At 67.2% G+C, this 17,365-nt stretch carries 15 protein-coding genes; all 15 read left to right on the forward strand.

Annotated elements, in window-relative coordinates:
- Nucleotides 1-183: 183 nt before the first annotated feature.
- The 15 genes from FFS09_RS21370 to FFS09_RS21440 all read left to right on the forward strand — a co-directional run bounded on the left by FFS09_RS21370 (nucleotide 184) and on the right by FFS09_RS21440 (nucleotide 17,351).
- A complete protein-coding gene (locus FFS09_RS21370; RefSeq protein WP_137920928.1) occupies nucleotides 184-978 on the forward strand; it encodes an ABC transporter ATP-binding protein in 795 nt (264 codons plus the stop codon).
- Entirely contained in the window at nucleotides 975-1,778 is an 804-nt protein-coding gene (locus tag FFS09_RS21375; protein ID WP_137920929.1) for an ABC transporter ATP-binding protein, read from the forward strand. Before FFS09_RS21370 ends, FFS09_RS21375 begins: the two co-directional genes overlap by 4 nt.
- Nucleotides 1,775-3,673, forward strand: a complete 1,899-nt coding sequence (locus FFS09_RS21380) for an AMP-dependent synthetase/ligase (RefSeq protein ID WP_137920930.1) — start codon at nucleotides 1,775-1,777, stop codon at nucleotides 3,671-3,673. The genes FFS09_RS21375 and FFS09_RS21380 overlap by 4 nt, the downstream gene beginning before the upstream one ends.
- Nucleotides 3,670-4,542, forward strand: coding sequence for a branched-chain amino acid ABC transporter permease (locus FFS09_RS21385; protein WP_137920931.1), 873 nt, complete (start codon nucleotides 3,670-3,672; stop codon nucleotides 4,540-4,542). The genes FFS09_RS21380 and FFS09_RS21385 overlap by 4 nt, the downstream gene beginning before the upstream one ends.
- Complete coding sequence (locus FFS09_RS21390; protein ID WP_137920932.1) at nucleotides 4,542-5,588, forward strand: branched-chain amino acid ABC transporter permease; 1,047 nt, start codon at nucleotides 4,542-4,544, stop codon at nucleotides 5,586-5,588. Before FFS09_RS21385 ends, FFS09_RS21390 begins: the two co-directional genes overlap by 1 nt.
- Nucleotides 5,589-5,662: 74 nt before the next feature.
- Nucleotides 5,663-6,865 carry an ABC transporter substrate-binding protein gene (locus tag FFS09_RS21395; protein ID WP_137920933.1) on the forward strand — a complete coding sequence of 401 codons (1,203 nt, stop codon included), beginning with the start codon at nucleotides 5,663-5,665 and terminating at the stop codon, nucleotides 6,863-6,865.
- 13 nt (nucleotides 6,866-6,878) lie between these two features.
- Entirely contained in the window at nucleotides 6,879-7,811 is a 933-nt protein-coding gene (locus FFS09_RS21400) for an SDR family oxidoreductase (protein ID WP_137920934.1), read from the forward strand.
- Nucleotides 7,808-8,599, forward strand: coding sequence for an enoyl-CoA hydratase-related protein (locus FFS09_RS21405; protein ID WP_137920935.1), 792 nt, complete (start codon nucleotides 7,808-7,810; stop codon nucleotides 8,597-8,599). Before FFS09_RS21400 ends, FFS09_RS21405 begins: the two co-directional genes overlap by 4 nt.
- Before the next feature lie 9 nt (nucleotides 8,600-8,608).
- Nucleotides 8,609-10,426 carry an acyclic terpene utilization AtuA family protein gene (locus tag FFS09_RS21410; protein WP_137920936.1) on the forward strand — a complete coding sequence of 606 codons (1,818 nt, stop codon included), beginning with the start codon at nucleotides 8,609-8,611 and terminating at the stop codon, nucleotides 10,424-10,426.
- A complete protein-coding gene (locus FFS09_RS21415; protein ID WP_137920937.1) occupies nucleotides 10,423-11,262 on the forward strand; it encodes a TetR/AcrR family transcriptional regulator in 840 nt (279 codons plus the stop codon). The genes FFS09_RS21410 and FFS09_RS21415 overlap by 4 nt, the downstream gene beginning before the upstream one ends.
- Nucleotides 11,259-12,728 (forward strand): acetyl-CoA carboxylase biotin carboxylase subunit, encoded by a 1,470-nt coding sequence (locus FFS09_RS21420; protein WP_137920938.1) that lies wholly within the window; start codon nucleotides 11,259-11,261, stop codon nucleotides 12,726-12,728. The genes FFS09_RS21415 and FFS09_RS21420 overlap by 4 nt, the downstream gene beginning before the upstream one ends.
- Before the next feature lie 32 nt (nucleotides 12,729-12,760).
- Complete coding sequence (locus tag FFS09_RS21425; protein WP_137920939.1) at nucleotides 12,761-13,252, forward strand: acyl-CoA carboxylase biotin carboxyl carrier protein subunit; 492 nt, start codon at nucleotides 12,761-12,763, stop codon at nucleotides 13,250-13,252.
- Nucleotides 13,249-14,856 carry an acyl-CoA carboxylase subunit beta gene (locus tag FFS09_RS21430; RefSeq protein ID WP_137920940.1) on the forward strand — a complete coding sequence of 536 codons (1,608 nt, stop codon included), beginning with the start codon at nucleotides 13,249-13,251 and terminating at the stop codon, nucleotides 14,854-14,856. Before FFS09_RS21425 ends, FFS09_RS21430 begins: the two co-directional genes overlap by 4 nt.
- Before the next feature lie 30 nt (nucleotides 14,857-14,886).
- Complete coding sequence (locus FFS09_RS21435) at nucleotides 14,887-16,569, forward strand: AMP-binding protein (RefSeq protein ID WP_137920941.1); 1,683 nt, start codon at nucleotides 14,887-14,889, stop codon at nucleotides 16,567-16,569.
- Nucleotides 16,566-17,351: an enoyl-CoA hydratase/isomerase family protein gene (locus FFS09_RS21440; protein WP_137920942.1), complete on the forward strand. Its 786-nt coding sequence runs from the start codon at nucleotides 16,566-16,568 to the stop codon at nucleotides 17,349-17,351. The genes FFS09_RS21435 and FFS09_RS21440 overlap by 4 nt, the downstream gene beginning before the upstream one ends.
- Nucleotides 17,352-17,365 lie beyond the last annotated feature (14 nt).

A 17,365-nucleotide genomic window follows, 5' to 3' on the forward strand; every position in this document is an offset into this window, starting at 1 on the left:
TTTATGGTATCTAGGGAAAACACTGGCGTCGAAATATTTATTCATTTAAATCAAATACTTAACAATGAATTTTTGCATGTTGCAATGCAAAAAAGAGTCTTGATTATTTGAGTTGCACTCATTTTATGTTGACGATCGGGCCGGACGCTTCCTAGAATCCGCCAACTTTCAACACACCCAAGCATGTTGACCATCACCAACCTACAGGTCTATTACGACCGCGCCGTCGAGGCCTTGCGAGACGCCTCGCTGGAGGTGCGAGCCGGGCAGATCGTGGCGCTGCTGGGCAGCAACGGCGCCGGTAAATCCACGGTGCTCAAGTCCATCTGCGGCGTGCTCTATCCGGAGGATGGCGAGGTCCTGGGGGGCACCATCACCCACGATGGCGTGTCGTTGACCGGCTTTGCACCCCACGAGATCGTGCGCCGCGGCATCGTGCAGGTGCCCGAGGGGCGCCGCCTGTTCGACAAGCTCACCGTGGAAGAGAACCTGCTGATGGGCGGCTACTCACGCCCCGCGGGCGAAGTCAGCGCCGGGCTGGACCAGGTGTTCGAGCTGTTTCCCGCCGTCAAGCAGCACCGCAGCCGCGTCTCGGGCTACCTCTCCGGCGGGCAGCAGCAGATGGTCGCCATCGGCCGGGCGTTGATGTCGCGCCCGCGCCTGCTGCTGCTGGACGAACCCTCGCTCGGGCTGGCGCCGCAAATCATTGCCGAGATCTTCGAGGCGGTGCGCCGGCTGCGCGACGAGCAGGGCGTGACCGTGCTGCTGGTGGAGCAGAACGCACAGCTGGCGCTGTCCCTCGCCAACTACGGCTACATCATGGAACGCGGCCGCGTCGTGCTGGACGGTGAGCCGGCGAAGTTGCTGTCCAACGACGACGTCAAGGAGTTCTATCTCGGCATGGGCGCCGGCAGCGACACGCGGCGCAGCATGCGGGACGTCAAACATTACAAGCGTCGCAAAAGGTGGTTGTCATGAGCGGCACGAGCACAGCCATGCTGGAGATGACGGGCGTGTCCAAACGCTTTGGCGGTCTCGATGCGCTCTCCGGCATCGACCTGAAGGTGTTGCCCGGCCAGATCTGCAGCGTCATCGGCCCCAATGGCGCCGGCAAAACCACGCTGTTCAACATGGCCTCGTGCCTGTTGCACCCCAGCGCCGGGCGCATCCACTTTCAGGGCGAGGACATCACCGGCCTGGCGGCCCACGCGCTGTCGGCGCGGGGCATGGCCCGCACCTTCCAGAACCTGGCGGTGTTCAAGCACGAGTCGGTGATCAACAACATCCTGACCGGCATGCACGCGCAACTGCCGACCGGCATTCTGGGTGCGGCGCTGTTCTGGGGACCGACCCGCAAGGCCGAGATCGCCGCGCGCGAAGCCGCCGAGGAGATCGTCGAGTTCCTCGAAATTGAAACCATACGGGACGTGCCCGTGGGCACTCTGTCCTATGGCCTGCAAAAGCGGGTCGAACTGGGCCGCGCGCTGGCCATGCGCCCGCGCTTGCTGTTGCTGGACGAAATGGTCTCGGGCATGAACCAGGAAGAAACCGAAGACATCGCGCGGTTCATTCTCGACATCCGCGAAGAACGTGGCATCACCGTGATGATGATCGAACACGACATGGGCATCGTCATGGACATCTCGGATCATGTGACGGTGCTCAACTTCGGCCGCAAGATCGCCGAAGGCACGCCGGCCGACGTGTCGGCCAACCCCGCCGTGGTGTCGGCCTATCTGGGCCTGGCGGATGGCGCCGTGGCGAGGGTGCAGGCATGAGCCGTCTCGACCCGGCTATCGCCGACCGCGAACTGCCCCCTGGCGTGCTGGCAGGGCAGGCCACCTTGCCCGGCCTGCTGCGCCACCGCGCGCGCCAGACGCCCGATCGCATCGCTCTGCGCGAGAAGGTGCGCGGCATCTGGCTGGGCATCACCTGGGCCGACTACTTCGAGAAGGTACAGGCGTTCGCCCTCTACCTGCGCGCCCAGGGCTTCGGTGTGGGTGACAAGCTGGTGATCGCCTCCGATGGCTCACCCGAATGGTTTTATGCCGACCTCGCGGCACAGTCGCTGGGCGGCGTGACGGTGGGCATCTACCCGACCAACCCCTGGCCCGAGCTGCAATACATCGTGCGCCACTGCCGCGCCAAGTTCGCCGTCTGCGGCGATCAGGAGCAGACCGACAAGGTGCTGGACGCCATGCGCAACGGGGACGGCCTGCCCGACCTGAAGCAGGTGCTGACCGTGGACACCAAGGGCATGCGGCACTACCACGAAGCCTGCCTCCGGCCCTTCGAGCTGGCCCTGAACGAAGGGCGCACGCTGGCCCGCGATGCCGCGCAGCGCGATGCGTTCGACCAGCAGATCGACGCCGTCACGTCCGAGCAGGACGCACTCATCGTCTACACATCGGGCACCACCGGCATGCCCAAGGGCGCGCGCATCGCGCACCGCGGCATCATCCACAACGCCGCCCAGGTGGGCCAGGTGCAGGGCTATGCCGGCCGACCGCTGGAGGTGGTGTGTTACCTGCCGCTGTGCCACGTGGCCGAGCGCCTGATGTCGCCGGTGGCGCAGCTGGTGTACGGCTCGGTGGTGTATTTCGCGGAATCCATCGACGCGGTGACGCAGAACCTGCGCGAGGTGGGCCCCGGTTTCTTTTTCGGCGTGCCGCGCATCTGGGAGAAGCTGCAGCAGCAGATCGTGATTGCCTCACGCGAGGCCCGGCCCTGGGTGCGTCTCGTGTTCGAGCGCGCCATGGCCGTGGCCCAGCCGATCGCCGAACGCACCATTGCCAACGGGGACCGTCCGGTCAACTGGCGCGACGCCGCCACGGCCCGCGTGCTGCGCTGGCTGGTGTTCAGCAACCTGCTGGCCTCGGTCGGTCTGGACCGCACCTGGATGGCGATGACCGGCGGTGCCGCCATCTCGCCAGCGGTGATCCTGTTCTTCCGCGCCATGGGTGTGCCGATCTACCAGGTCTATGGCATGACCGAAAGCAGTGGCGTGAGCCACGCGCAATGCCACGGCCACGCCCGCCTGGGCTGGTGCGGACCGCCGCTGCCGCGCGTGGTGGAGCAGCGCCTGGGCGACGACGGTGAACTGCTGGTGCGCGGCCCGGTGGTCTTCAATGGCTACCTGTACGACGAGGCCGCCAGCGACAAGGCGCTGGAGGGCGGTTGGCTGCACACCGGCGACATCGTCGAGATCGACCCCGAGAACGGCGAGCTGCAGATTCGGGACCGCAAGAAGGCCATCCTCATCACCAGCGGGGGCAAGAACATCACGCCTTCGCTGATCGAGAACGCGCTCAAGGACAGCGTCTACATCAGCGAAGCCGTGCTGCTGGGCGACGGCCGGCACTTCCTGGCCGCGCTGATCCAGATCGACCTGGACACGGTGGGCAAATGGGCGCAGGAGCGCGGCATCGCCTACACCACCTACGAATCGCTGGCCGCGCTGGACACCGTGCGTGAACTGGTGGACGCCGACGTGAAGCGCGTCAACGAACGTTTTTCGCGGGTCGAGAACATCCGCAAGTTCGTCATCCTGCGCAAGCAGCTCGACCACGACGACGGCGAGCTGACCGCCACCATGAAGGTGCGCCGCAACGTGATCGAGAAAAAGTTCGCCACCGAGATCGCGCAGATCTACGGCCAGGAGGCCCGCCCATGAACTACTTCCTCAACCTGCTGATGTCGGGTCTGGTCATCGGCTCGCTCTACGGCCTGATCGCCATGGGCTTCGCCATGGTCTACCGCGCCACCGGCATGGTGAACTTCGCCGTGGGCGAGGTGATGATGCTGACCGCGTACATCAGCTTCAACCTCGCGCAGGTCCCGGGCATGGGCTTTTTCGGCCTGCTGGCCACGACCCTGCCCACGGCCATGCTTCTGGGTCTGCTGATCGAGCGCGTGTTCATCCGGCCGATGCTCGGTGAGCCCATGTTCTCTCGCGTGATGGTCACCATCGGCCTGGCGGTGGTGATCCGGTCGGTGGTGATCCTGATCTGGGGCGTGGAACCCAAACCCTTTCCGCGGCCGCTGGGCGACGACGTCATTCGACTCGGCGAACTGGCGCTGTACCCCGGGCAGATCTTCTCGCTGGTGATGCTGGCGCTGCTGTGCCTGCTGATGTGGGTCTTCTTCCGCCACTCGCGTGTCGGCATTGCGATGCGCGCCACCTCCAACAACGAGACCACGGCCCTGCTCATGGGCATCAACGTCAAGCGCATCAGCGGCATCGCCTGGGCGCTGTCCTCGCTGTTTGCGGCGGTGGCCGGGCTGTCGTTCTGCCTGATGTTCGCCCTGGAGCCCGAGATTTCCCAGATGGGCTTGCGCGGCTTCCCGGCCACCATCCTCGGCGGCCTGGACTCGGTGGTGGGCGGGGCCTTCGGTGGCCTGGTGATCGGCGTGGTCGAGAACCTGGCCGGTGGCTACCTGGGCCGTGGCCTCAAGGAGATCGCTGGCTTCGTGCTGATCATCGTGGTGCTGATGGTGAAACCCTACGGCCTCTTCGGCCAACGAGAAATCGAGCGTGTCTGATGCGTACCCGAATCTACAAAACGTCCTACGCCGATCTCGTCGCACTGACGCCGCACCGCAGCACCTGGGTCTGGGCAGGCGTCGGCTTGCTGCTGGTGGCCTGCGCGCCGCTGGTGCTGGGTTCGCATGGGCTGGGCATCCTGTCGGCCATCTTCGTCATGGCCATTGGTGTGCTGGGTCTGAACCTGCTGACCGGCGTGACCGGACAGATCTCGCTCGGTCACGCGGGCTTCCTGCTGATCGGCGCCTACGCACAGGCCGTCCTCACCACCGACTACCACGTGCCGGCCTGGCTGGCCATCTTCGCGTCGGGTGCGGTGGCGGCGGTGGCGAGCCTGGTGGTCGGTGTTCCCTCGCTGCGGCTCAAGGGCCTGTACCTCGCCATCACCACGCTGGCATTCACCTTCATCGTGCGCCACCTGGTGCTGTTCGCCGAAGACATCACGCGCGGCTCGGAAGGCATGGCGGTGGCGCCGCTGGCGCTGCTGGGCTACGAGGTCAAAAGCGACCAGCCCTTCTTCTATGTGGCGCTGGCCATGCTGGTGCTGTTCGTGTTGCTCACGCTCAACCTCATGCGCTCGCCCATCGGCAGGGCCTGGCTGGCGGTGCGGGACCACGACATCGCCGCCCGTGCCATGGGCATCAACCTGATGCGCTACAAGCTGCTGGCCTTCATGGTCAGTGCCTTCTACACCGGCGTGGCCGGCGCGCTGGTGGCCTTGCAGACGCGCTACATCAACGTCGACACCTTCAGCATCCTGATCAGCATCGAGGCCCTGGCCATGATCATCGTCGGCGGCCTGGGCCGGGTGCACGGCGCTTTGCTGGGCACCGCGCTGATCCTGCTGTTGCCCGAACTCCTGAACTTCGGTTTCTCGCTCGCGGGCGACCGCTTCACCACCCTCATGTCCGATCGCATCTACGAGATCAAGGGCTTGATGTACGGCGTGGTAATCCTGCTCTTCCTGCGGCTGGAGCCCGAGGGCCTGGCGGGCATCTGGCGCAAGGTCAAACGGTTCTGGGTGCATTGGCCCCTGTCCCAGTGAACGGGACGGGGACATGGCAGCGTGGCACGGCACCGGAATTCCCCGGCCCGGCCGATTCAAAAGAGGAGACAGCAATGCAAGGTGATTCGATTCTGAGGTGGACGCGGCGCCTGGGCCGTTGTTCGATTCTGGGCCTGGCCATCGGCGCCGGCGCGGCCGGCGCCCAGGACGTGGGCGTGACCGCCACCGAAATCCTGCTCGGCGAGGTGCAGCCCATGTCCGGTCCGGCCTCGCTGATCGGCAAGGCCGGCGCCGCCGGGTCCAAGCTGGCGATTGCCGAGATCAATGCCAAGGGCGGCATCAACGGCCGCAAGCTGCGCGCCATCTACGAGGACGATGGCTACGTGCCGGCGCGCTCGGTGTCGGCGGTGAAGAAACTGATCGACTCGGACAAGGTGTTCGCGTTGACCGGCACCACCGGCAGCTCGCACATGGTGGCCATGTTGCCCACCGTGGAGGAAGCCAAGATTCCCACCATCGTGCACATGGCGCCCAACCCGGCCGTGGTCAGCCCGCGCCGGCCCACTGTCTTCATGATCGGCCCCGACTACGACTGGGCCGGCTTCGTGCCGATCGCGCACATGGTCGAGAAGATGGGCCAGAAGAACGGCAAGTTCGGCATCCTCTACCAGGACGACGACTTCGGCAAAGCGCTGCTGGCCGGTTACCAGAAGGCGGTCAAGCAGCACGGCGTGGCCAGCGTGGCCGAGATCCCGTTCAAGCGCGGCGCCAAGGACTTTTCCGCCGAGGTGCTCACCCTGCGGGAGAAGGGCGTCACGGCCGTCTACCTGGGCACGCTGACCACCGAGTCGGCCGCCGTCATGAGCGAGTTCCGCCGCCTGGGCATGACGCCGCTGATCGGCACGCTGTGGGCCGGGCAACTGCCCGCCGCCGTGAAGCTGGCCGCACCGTCGGGCTTCGAGTACCTGATCCCCGACTACTACGCCTCCAACTACGACCCCGCCGGCAAGAAGCTGATGGAGACCGCCAAGCAGTACCTGAGCGCGGACGATCTCGCCAACTTCAACCGCTACACCGTCAGTGGTTATGTCGGCACCCAGGTGCTGGCCGAGGGCATCCGCCGCTGCGGCGCCACCGTCACCCGCACCTGCGTGGTCGACCAGCTCAACAAGCTGAAGAACTTCGACACCGGTGGCCTGACCGGTCCGCTGTCCCTGGACAACCCCAAGGCACAGGCGGTGCTGCCGATCAAGCTGTTCCAGACCGACCCGAAGAACGCCACGGTCAAGGCCTTGACGGACTTCATCAGCTACTGACCACGCCCACGCCATGCCGCAAGCCACCCCCTCTCCATCGGCCCAGGCCGAGCGCTACCGCTCGGTGTTTCGGCCCGGCCTGTTCGAGGGCCAGACCATCGTCGTCACCGGCGGTGGCAGCGGCCTGGGCCGCTGCGCCGCGCACGAACTGGCCAGCCTGGGCGCAGGCCTCGCACTGGTCGGGCGCAAGCGCGAAAAACTGGAGGCGGTGGCGGCCGAGCTGGTGGCGGCCTACCCCGAGGCCAGCGGGCGCGTCTCGCTGCACAGCTGCGACATCCGCGAGGAAGCATCGGTGCAGCAGACCGTGGCCGACATCCTCGCGACCCACGGCGCCATCCACGGCCTGTTCAACTGCGCGGGTGGCCAGTACCCGGCCCCTCTGCGCGACATCACCCTCAAGGGCTGGGACGTGGTGGTGCGCAACAACCTGCACGGCACCTTCCTGTTCTCGCGCGAGTGCTACGTGCAGTGGATGGAGCAGCACGGCGGCAGCATCGTCAACATGCTGGCCGACATCTGGGGTGGCCTGCCGGGCATGGGCCACTCGGGCGCCGCGCGGGGCGGCGTGCTGACCTTCACCGAAACGGCTGCCTGCGAATGGGGTTGCGCCGGCGTGCGCGTCAACGCCGTGGCGCCGGGCTGGATCGCGTCCGCCGGGATCGACACCTATGACGACAACTACCAGGAGCTGCTGCGCGGCCTGCGCACCAAGGTGCCGCTGCAACGCTTTGGCACCGAGGCCGAACTGGCGTCCGCGGTGACCTACCTGCTGTCGCCCGCGGCCGGCTTCATCAGTGGCGCCGTCATCCGCGTGGACGGCGGCGTGCCCACCGCCCGCCACACCTGGAAGCTCGAGCCTGCGCGACAGGACTTCACCTACAACGGCTTCCCGCTCTACCAGCCGCCGCAGGCCTTTTCGCAACCCGCTGAAGGAGAGCAACCTTGAGTGCAATCACCCCAGAGGTGCTGGTGGAGCGCCGTGGCCTGGCCTGCCACATCACCATCAACCGCGCCGCCGAACACAACACCATGACCGATGCCGTCATGGTCGCGCTGCGCCAAGCGCTGCTGGCCGCCGAAGCCATGGAAGGCGTGCGCGCCATCGTGCTGACCGGCGCCGGTGAACAGACCTTCTGCGCCGGCGGCAAGCTCAAGCCGGGCGCCGACGGCTCGCCCTTCGCGCTGGAACCGGGCCGTTTTGACAACCCGATCGCCGAGCTGTTTCGCGCCATGGACCGTTGCCACCTGCCCATCATCGCGCGTGTCAACGGCAGCGCCTTCGGCGGCGGCGTGGGCCTGATCTGCGCCTGCGACTTCGCCATCGGCGTGGACACCGCGCGGTTCGGCACGACCGAAGCGCGCGTGGGCGTCTTCCCCATGATGATCCTGCCGCTGCTGATGCGCGTGATCCCGCGCCGGCGCCTGCAGGAGATGTGTTTCCTGGCCGAACGTTTCCCGGCCGAGAAGGCGCTGGAACTGGACATCCTGGGCCAGCTGGTGCCCGCGGCCGAACTCGACGCGGCGGTGGACGCGCTGGTGAGCCAGCTGGCCGCCAACTCGCCGGTGGCCCTGCGCATGGGCCGGCGCGCGTTCGCGGCCATGAGTGGCCTGGCCTTCAACGATGCCCTCAACCTTGCGCAGATGGTGCTGCCCGTCATGTCGCAAAGCGAAGACACGCGCGAAGGCATGCGGGCCTTTGCAGAGAAGCGCTCCCCCGTCTGGCCCAACCGTTAAGAAATCGACATGACCGTTACACCACGCTCCCGCCGAGATCGCGCGCTTCGCATTGGCTGTGCCAGTGGCTTCTGGGGCGATTCCGAAGCGGGCGCCGCCCAGCTGGTGCAGCACGGGCAGATCGACTACCTCGTGTTCGACTATCTCGCTGAAATCACCATGTCGCTGCTGGCGCGCGCCCGCGCCAAGTCGCCCGAGGCCGGCTACGCGCCCGATTTCGTCAAGGTCATCGCCCAGCTCGCGCCTCAACTCCAGGCGCAAGGCATCCGGGTGGTGGCGAACGCGGGTGGTGTCAACCCGCAGGCCTGCGCGAGCGCGCTGAACGCCGCCCTGCAGGCACAGGGCATCGCGATGCACATCGCGGTGGTCGAGGGTGACGACCTCTCCGACCAGGCCGATGCCTTGCGCGCCGCGGAGACGCGCGAGATGTTCAGCGGCGAGCCCATGCCCGCGCGGCTGCTCAGCGTCAATGCCTACCTGGGTGCGCAGCCCATTGCCGCCGCGCTCGATGCGGGCGCACAGATTGTCATCACGGGACGGGTGGTGGACAGCGCCGTCACGCTCGGTCCCCTGGTGCACGAATTCGGCTGGGACTGGAACGACTGGGACAAGCTGGCCACCGGCAGTCTGGCGGGACACATCATCGAATGCGGCACCCAATGCACCGGCGGCCTGTACACCGACTGGCAAGCCGTGCCCGGCTGGGACAACATGGGTTTCCCCATCGCCGAATGCGCGCCCGATGGACGCAGCGTGGTCATCACCAAGCCGGCGGGCACCGGTGGTCTGGTGATACCGGGCACCGTGGCCGAGCAGATCGTCTACGAAATCGCCGACCCCAGGCGCTACCTGTTGCCCGACGTGGTCTGCGACTTCAGCGACGTGCGCCTGGCGCAAGAGGGGGAAGACCGCGTGCGGGTCAGCGGCGCGCGCGGCACACCCGCGCCGGCCCACTACAAGGTCAGCGCCACTTGGAGCGATGGCTGGCGCCTGTTGGGCACGCTGATGATCGGCGGCCACGAGGCAGCGGCCAAGGCCAGCCGGGTCGGGGAGGCCATTCTTCAGCGGTGCACCCGCCTGCTGGGCGAGCGTGGCCTGCCGGGCTTCAGCGAGACCAGCCTGGAGGTGCTGGGCGCCGAGTCCACCTACGGCCCGCACGCGCGCACCCGGCACAGCCGCGAGGTGATCCTCAAGCTGGCCGCCAAACACCCGCAGCGCGAAGCCCTGGAGTTGCTGGCGCGCGAGATCGCGCCGTCGGCCACGGCCATGGCACAGGGCATCACCGGTTTTGCCGCCGGCCGGCCCAGCCCTTCGCCGGTGGTCAGGCTGTTTTCTTTTCTGATCGCGCAGTCGCGCGTGGCGCCACGGGTCTCCATGGACGGCCAGCCGCTGGCCTTGGCACCGCACCCGCTGACCGCGCACGACCACGCGGCGGCATCGGCGCCCGCCGCGGACGCACCATCCGCCGCGGCACTGGCCGGCCCCACTGCGCGTGTTCCCTTGCTGCGCCTGGCCCACGGACGCAGCGGCGACAAAGGTGACAGTTCCAACGTGGGCATCATCGCGCGCTCGCCGGCGGCCTACGCGGAACTGCGGCGGGTGCTGGGCGCGAATGAGGTCGCAAACTACTTTTCCCACGTGGCGCAAGGCCCGGTCACGCGCTACGAATTGCCAGGTTTTCTGGCACTGAATTTCGTGCTGGAGCGGGCGTTGGGCGGCGGCGGTGTGGCATCGTTGCGCTACGACCCCCAGGGCAAGGCGTTTGCACAGATGTTGCTCGACCTGGAGGTCGAGATTCCAACCTCTGTACTGGACACACTGCCATGAACCTCAAGAAGCGCACTCCCGACATCGATGCCACCGAGGCACCGGCCGACTATGCACAACCGGTCGGGCCGCAAACGCCCCGACGCCTGCGCCGCGCCGCCGAGATTCTGGAAGCCGCGCGCGACATGTTCCTCGAGAAAGGCTTCGATCGTTCGTCGGTCAGCGAGATCGCGTCCCGGGTGGGTGTGGTCGAGGGTTTGGTCTACACCTACTACCCGTCCAAGCGAGACCTGCTCAACGCGGTGTTGCGCGGCATGTACGAGCCGCTGATTGCCGATCTGGAAGACAAGTTCTCGCGCCTGCACGGTGTGCGCAGCCGCATGCGCTTCCTGATCTGGCGCCACCTGCGTGTCTATGTCGAAGAGCCCAACCTCTCCCGGCTGGTGCTGCACGAGGTGCGGACCGGTCCCGAGTACTTCCAGTCCGTGCTGCACGATCTGCACGTGCGCTACACCGCCTTTCTCTTGCGCACCGTCGAGGACGCCATTGCGGACGGTGAGCTGAGTCCCGACACCGACGCCGAGTTGTTGCGCTCCATGGTCTACGGCGGGATCGAGCACCGCATGTGGGGCACGCTGTTTGGCCGCGGCACGGTCGACGTCGAAGCCATGGCCGACCGCTACACCGCCATGGTGCTGGGCCCGCTGCTGCCCGGCGGGCGTGCGCATTCGCCCGTGGTCGCATCGTCCGCGCGCAGCCACATCGGCCAGGTGCTGGACGAGGTGCGTGAGCGCCTCGACCAGATCGAACAGGCGGTGATGGCCGCGCCTTCCCCTTCATCCAACGAGAGGGCCGGTACCGCGCCGCCTCGCTCCCGCAGGAAAACGCAAACATGACCATACGCAAGCTGTTCATCGCGAACCGCGCCGAGATCGCGCTGCGCATCGTGCGCACTGCACAACGGATGGGCATTGCCACCGTCGTGCCCTGGCATGCCAAAGACCGCCATGGCCCCGCGCTGAAGGTGGCCGACGAGACCGTCGAACTGCACGGCGAGCCTCCGGTCTCGGCGTGGCTGGACGGGCCGGCGCTGATCCAGGCCGCCATCGCCAGCGGCTGCGACGCCATCCACCCGGGCTACGGCTTCCTGTCCGAGAACGCCGGTTTTGCCCACGCGGTGGCCGAAGCAGGGCTCACCTTCGTGGGTCCGCCGGCTCATGTCATCGAGCTCATGGGCGACAAGATCACCGCGCGCCAGTTTGCCCAGCGCCACGACGTGCCGGTCACGCCATCGGCCGACGAAGCCGAAGACCCGCAGCACTTCGCAGACCGCGCGGCGGCCATCGGGTTTCCGCTGCTCATCAAGGGGGCGGCCGGTGGTGGTGGGAAGGGCATGCAGATCGTGCGCGAGGCCACCGCTCTGCCACAGGCCATCGCCACCGCCCGCGCCGAGAGCCAGCGCTACTTCGGCGACGGCCGCCTGCTGGCCGAGCGGTTTGTCGAGCAACCCCGGCACATCGAGGTGCAGGTGTTTGGCGACAGCCACGGCCATCTCATCCACCTGGGCGAACGCGAGTGCTCGATCCAGCGGCGCTTCCAGAAGCTGATCGAGGAAAGCCCGGCGCCCACGCTGGCCCCCGAGTTGCGACAGCGCATCTGCGATGCGGCGGTGCGACTGGCCAGCGCGGCGGGCTACATCAACGCCGGCACGGTGGAGTGCATCGTCTCGCCCACGGGCGATTTCTACTTCCTCGAAATGAACACCCGGCTGCAGGTGGAGCACCCGGTGACCGAGATGGTGACGGGGCTGGATCTGGTCGAGTGGCAGTTGCGCGTGGCGCAAGGCGAGCCACTGCCGCTGCGCCAGGACGGGGTGCGCTGGCATGGCAGCGCCATCGAATGCCGCGTGCTGGCCGAAGACGCCGATGCCGGCTTCGTGCCGGACACCGGCCAGGTGTTGCTGCTCGGTGAGCCCCAGGGGCCCGGCATCCGTTTCGACAACGGCGTGACCCAGGGCGCGCGCGTGGGCGCCGACTTCGACTCCATGCTGGCCAAGCTGATCGCCCATGGCGCCACGCGCGAGCTGGCCATCGCCCGGCTGCGCCAGGCGCTGCAGGACACGCTGATGCTGGGCGTGACCGTGAACACCGACTTCCTGGGCCGCGTGCTGGCCCACCCGGCCTTCCAGGCGGGCGCCACCGACACCGGTTTCCTGGAGCGCCACAAAGCCGAGCTGCGCCCGAGCGACTGGAGCGAGGACGAACGGCGCGCCCTGCTGGCCGTGGCCGCCACCGCCAGCCGCGAGAGCCATGCCTGCGACGTGCCCGCCGTTTTTGCGGCCATGGGCGCGTGGCGCAACTGATCCCGACGCCCAACCCCACACCACGACGCCCCATGACCAGCTACGTCTTCCGATCCGACCCCGGCCGGCGCCATCAGGTGCTCAAGCGCGGCAACGCGCTCAGCGTTGACGGCACCACGCTACCCCTGCGCGCCCTCGACGCGACCCACTACACCACCCTGAACGGGCCGCGTCCGGCCCATGTGCGCGTGGTGGCCCATGGTGATGCGGTGTACCTGCAGCTCAACGGGCGCAGTTGCGTGATCGAGCGCGTGGACCCCACGCGCGGCAGCGCCACGAGCGGCGCTGCCGCGCAGGGCAGTTCCAGCGCGCCCATGCCCGGTGTGGTGGTGGCCTGGGTGGTCCAGCCGGGCGACCTGGTGCAGGCCGGCGACGCCCTGCTGGTGATCGAGAGCATGAAGCTGCAGATGACCATTGAAGCGCCACAGAGCGGCACGCTGGAGGCGTTGCCCTTCCAGCCTGGCCAGACCTTTCAGCGGGGTGCCGTGCTGGCCCGCGTGCGACCCGAGGAGACCCCGGCATGAGCCGCATCAACAGCCGCCTGGACACGGGCTCGGACAGCTACCGCCAGAACCACGCCGCCATGGTGCAGCGCGTCGAGCAGTTGCGCGAACGCCTGAACGCCGCGCGCCACGTGCGTCCGCAGCGCGACATCGACCGCCTGCACAAACACAAGAAGCTCACCGTGCGCGAGCGCCTGGATCTGCTGCTGGACCCCGGCACGCCGTTTCTGGAAATTGGCGCTCTGGCGGCCAACAAGTCCTATGGCGGTGAGGTGCATGGCGCCGGCCAGGTCTCGGGCATTGGCATCGTGCATGGCCGCGAGGTGGTCATCCACGCCGATGACCCCAGCATCAAGGGCGGCGCGTGGTACCCGCTGTCGATCAAGAAGATCGTGCGCACCCTGGACATCGCGATCGAGAACCGCCTGCCCGTGATCCACCTGTGCGACAGCGCCGGCGGCTTCCTGCCGGCGCAGGCCGATCTCTTCGCCGACCGCTACACCGCCGGGCGCATCTTTCGCAACCAGTGCACCCTGTCCAAGCTGGGCGTGCCGCAGATCGCGGTGGTGCTGGGGCACTGCACGGCGGGTGGCGCCTACATCCCCGCGTTGTGCGACTACAGCGTCATCGTGCGTGGCAATGGCGGCGTGTTCCTGGGCGGCCCGCCACTGGTCAAGGCCGCCACCGGCGAGGTCGTCAGCGCGGAGGCGCTGGGCGGCGCGGAGATGCACACCACCGTCTCCGGCACGTGCGACTACGCAGCCGACGACGAGCCGCATGCGTTTGCGATTGCGCGCGACATCTTTGCTCAGACCACGCCGGTGCAGAAGCAGCGCATCGACCGCATCGAACCCGAGCCACCGCACTACGACCCGCAGGAACTCTACGGCATCATCCCCACCGACTGGAAGACCGGCTTCGACATGCGCGAGGTGATTGCCCGCATCGTCGACGGCAGCCACTTCCACGAGTACCAGCCCGGCTACGGCACCACGCTGGTCTGCGGCTACGCGCGCATCTGGGGATGCAAGGTCGGCATCCTGGCCAACAACGGCGTGCTGTTCAACGACAGCTCGCTCAAGGCCGCGCACTTCATGCGCCTGTGCGACCGCGACCGCACGCCCCTGGTCTTTCTGCAGAACATCACGGGCTACATGGTGGGGCGCGAGTACGAGGAGCGCGGCATCACCAAGGATGGCGCCAAGATGATCATGACCCAGGTCGGCTGCACGGTGCCCAAGTTCACCGTCATCGTTGGCGGCTCCTTTGGTGCCGGCAACTACGGCATGTGCGGGCGCGCGTTCGACGGCCGATTTCTGTGGATGTGGCCACAGTCGCAGATCGCGGTGATGGGCGCGGAGCAGGCCGCCAACACGCTGGCCGACGTCAAGATCCGCCAGCTGCAGCGCCACGGTGAGCACCTCAGCGAAGCGCAGATCGCGGAGATCCGCCAGCCGGTGCTGGAGAGCTTCCAGGCCGAGAGCGATGCCTACCACTCCACCTCCGAGATGTGGGACGACGGCATCCTCGATCCCGTGGACACCCGCAATGCCCTGGGCATGGCCATCATCGCCTCGCTCAACGCGCCCTTGGGCGAGATGGGCTATGGCGTGTTGCGGCTTTGACGGGCCGCGGCCTCTTTGCAGCGAAGCGCCATGATTGACATCCGCGAAACGTCCACCGTGGGCGAGGTCTTCTTCGAGGCCGCGGCCCGCTACGGCGACCAGCCGTTCCTCGCGGCTCCCGCCAATCCCGCACGGGCCTACGCTCCCCAGGGGTTGGAATGGACCTATGCCCAGACCGCCACCGCGGTGCGCGGCCTGATGGCGCGTTATGCCAGCGCGGGCTACGGCGTGGGGCACCGCGTCGGGTTGCTGCTGGAAAACCGGCTCGAGCATTTTCTGCACAAGCTGGCGATGAATGCGCTGGGGGTGTGCTGCGTGCCCCTCAACCCCGACCACCGGCCGCAGGAAATGGCCTACGTGGTCGGGCACGCCCAGCTCGATCTGGTGGTGGTGCTGGACGGCCTCCTGCCGCTGTTGCAGCAGGCGATTTCGCTGGGCACGCACCGACCTGCCGTGGTGGCGCTGCAAGAGGCCGAGCTGGCCCTGCCGCCTCCCACGCGACGCGCCACCTCGACCCAGGCCGAGGCGGCGTCGGTGGCCAGCGTGCTCTACACATCGGGCACCACCGGGCGGCCCAAGGGGTGTCTGCTGTCCCACCGCTACGAACTGGCGGCCGGGCGCTGGTATGCCACGCGCGGGGGGCTGATGGCGTTCGGAGAGGCCTGCGAGCGCATCTACAACCCACTGCCGGTGTTCCACGTCAATGCCTCGGTGTTTTCCTTCTACTGCGCGCTCCTCAAGGGCAACTGCCAGGTGCAGACCGACCGCTTCCAGCCGTCGCGCTGGTTCACCGAAGTGCACGAATCGCGTGCCACGGTCGTGCACTACCTGGGGGTGGTGGTGCCCATGTTGCTGAACCAGCCGCCGCATGCGCTGGAGCGAAACCACCAGGTGCGTTTCGCCATTGGCGCGGGCGTGGACCCGCAACGCCATGCGGCGTTTGAACAGCGTTTTGGCTATCCCCTGATCGAGATCTGGGGCATGACGGAATACGTTCGCGCCATCTTCGATGCGGACGAACCGCGCCAGGTGGGCACGCGGGCCATCGGGCGCGCACAACCCGGACTGGAGGTGCGCGTGGCCAGCGACGCGGGCGAGGACGTGCCCGACGGCATGCCGGGGGAATTGCTCGTGCGCCACTCGGCGGCGACGCCTCGCAAGAATGCGTTCAGCGGCTACCTGCACGACGACGCCGCGACGGAAGACGCCTGGCGTGGCGGCTGGTTCCACACCGGCGACATCGTGGTGCGGGACCCGGATGGCTTGTTGCACTTTCTGGAACGGCGCAAGAACATCATCCGGCGCTCGGGCGAGAACATTGCCGCGGCCGAGGTCGAGGCGGTGCTGCAAACACACCCCGCGGTGGCGCAAGCGGCCGTGCTCGCGGTCAAGGACGAGGTGCGTGAGGAGGAGGTCCTGGCCTGCGTGGTGCTCAAACCCGGGTACGTGGCGCGGCCCGACGCAGACGATCCGCTGGTGTGCGCGCTGTTTGAGCATTGCAACCGCCTGCTGTCGTATTTCAAGGCCCCCGGCTGGCTCCTGTTCACCCATGAAATTCCCACCACCGGCACGCAAAAGGTGCAGAAGCACCAGCTGTTTTCCGCCGGCGTGGACCCCCGCACCGCGCCTGGCGTGATCGACCTCCGGCACCGGAAAAAGCGCGACAAGCCGCCCGAGAACGGAGCCACGGCAACCCAGAGGAAACGCACATGACCGAGCCCTATGTCCTGACGCATACCGATGGCGCTGTGGGCGTGATGACCTTCAACCGCCCCAAGACCATGAACACGCTGGACATCCCCATGGTGCTGGCCATGGAGGAGGCGCTCAACACACTCGAGGCCGACCCAGCGGTGCGGGTGCTCGTGATCACGGGCTGTGACGAGCGCACGTTCGTCGCCGGGGGCAACATCGCCGACCTCAACAGCCGTCGAGGCCTGGCGCACTACCAGGAATTTGCCGTGGTGCTGCACCGGGTGTTCCGCCGGTTCGAAGAAAGCGCCAAGCCCACCATTGCGGCGGTCAACGGCTGGGCACTGGGCGGCGGCGCTGAATTCCTGTTGGCCACCGACATCCGCCTGATGGCGGACGACGCGCAACTGGGTCTGCCCGAAATCAAACTGGGGCTGTTTCCGGGTGGCGGCGGCTCGCAGCGCCTGATGCGCCAGATCCCTTTGTGTCAAGCCAAGATGCTGATGTTCACCGGCGATTTCATCTCTGCCGCGCAGGCGGTTCAGCTGGGACTGATCAACCGCGCGGTGCCGCGTGCCGGTTTGATGGCTGAGAGCATGGCGTTGGCGCACCGCATCGCAGACAAGTCACCCTGGGCCCTGCGCCTGCTCAAAAGCAGCATGCTGCATGGCGCGGACATGCCGCTCAGCGCGGCACTTGCGCACGAGATGGCCACCATCAGCCTGGTGCTGGATACCGACGATGCCCACGAGGGCTGTTCTGCCTTTCTGGAGAAGCGCCAGCCCGGTTTCCAGGGCCGCTGAACCCCGCGGGCCGA

Origin of the sequence: Hydrogenophaga sp. 2FB (assembly GCF_005503365.1) — a bacterium.
GTDB lineage: Bacteria > Pseudomonadota > Gammaproteobacteria > Burkholderiales > Burkholderiaceae_C > Hydrogenophaga.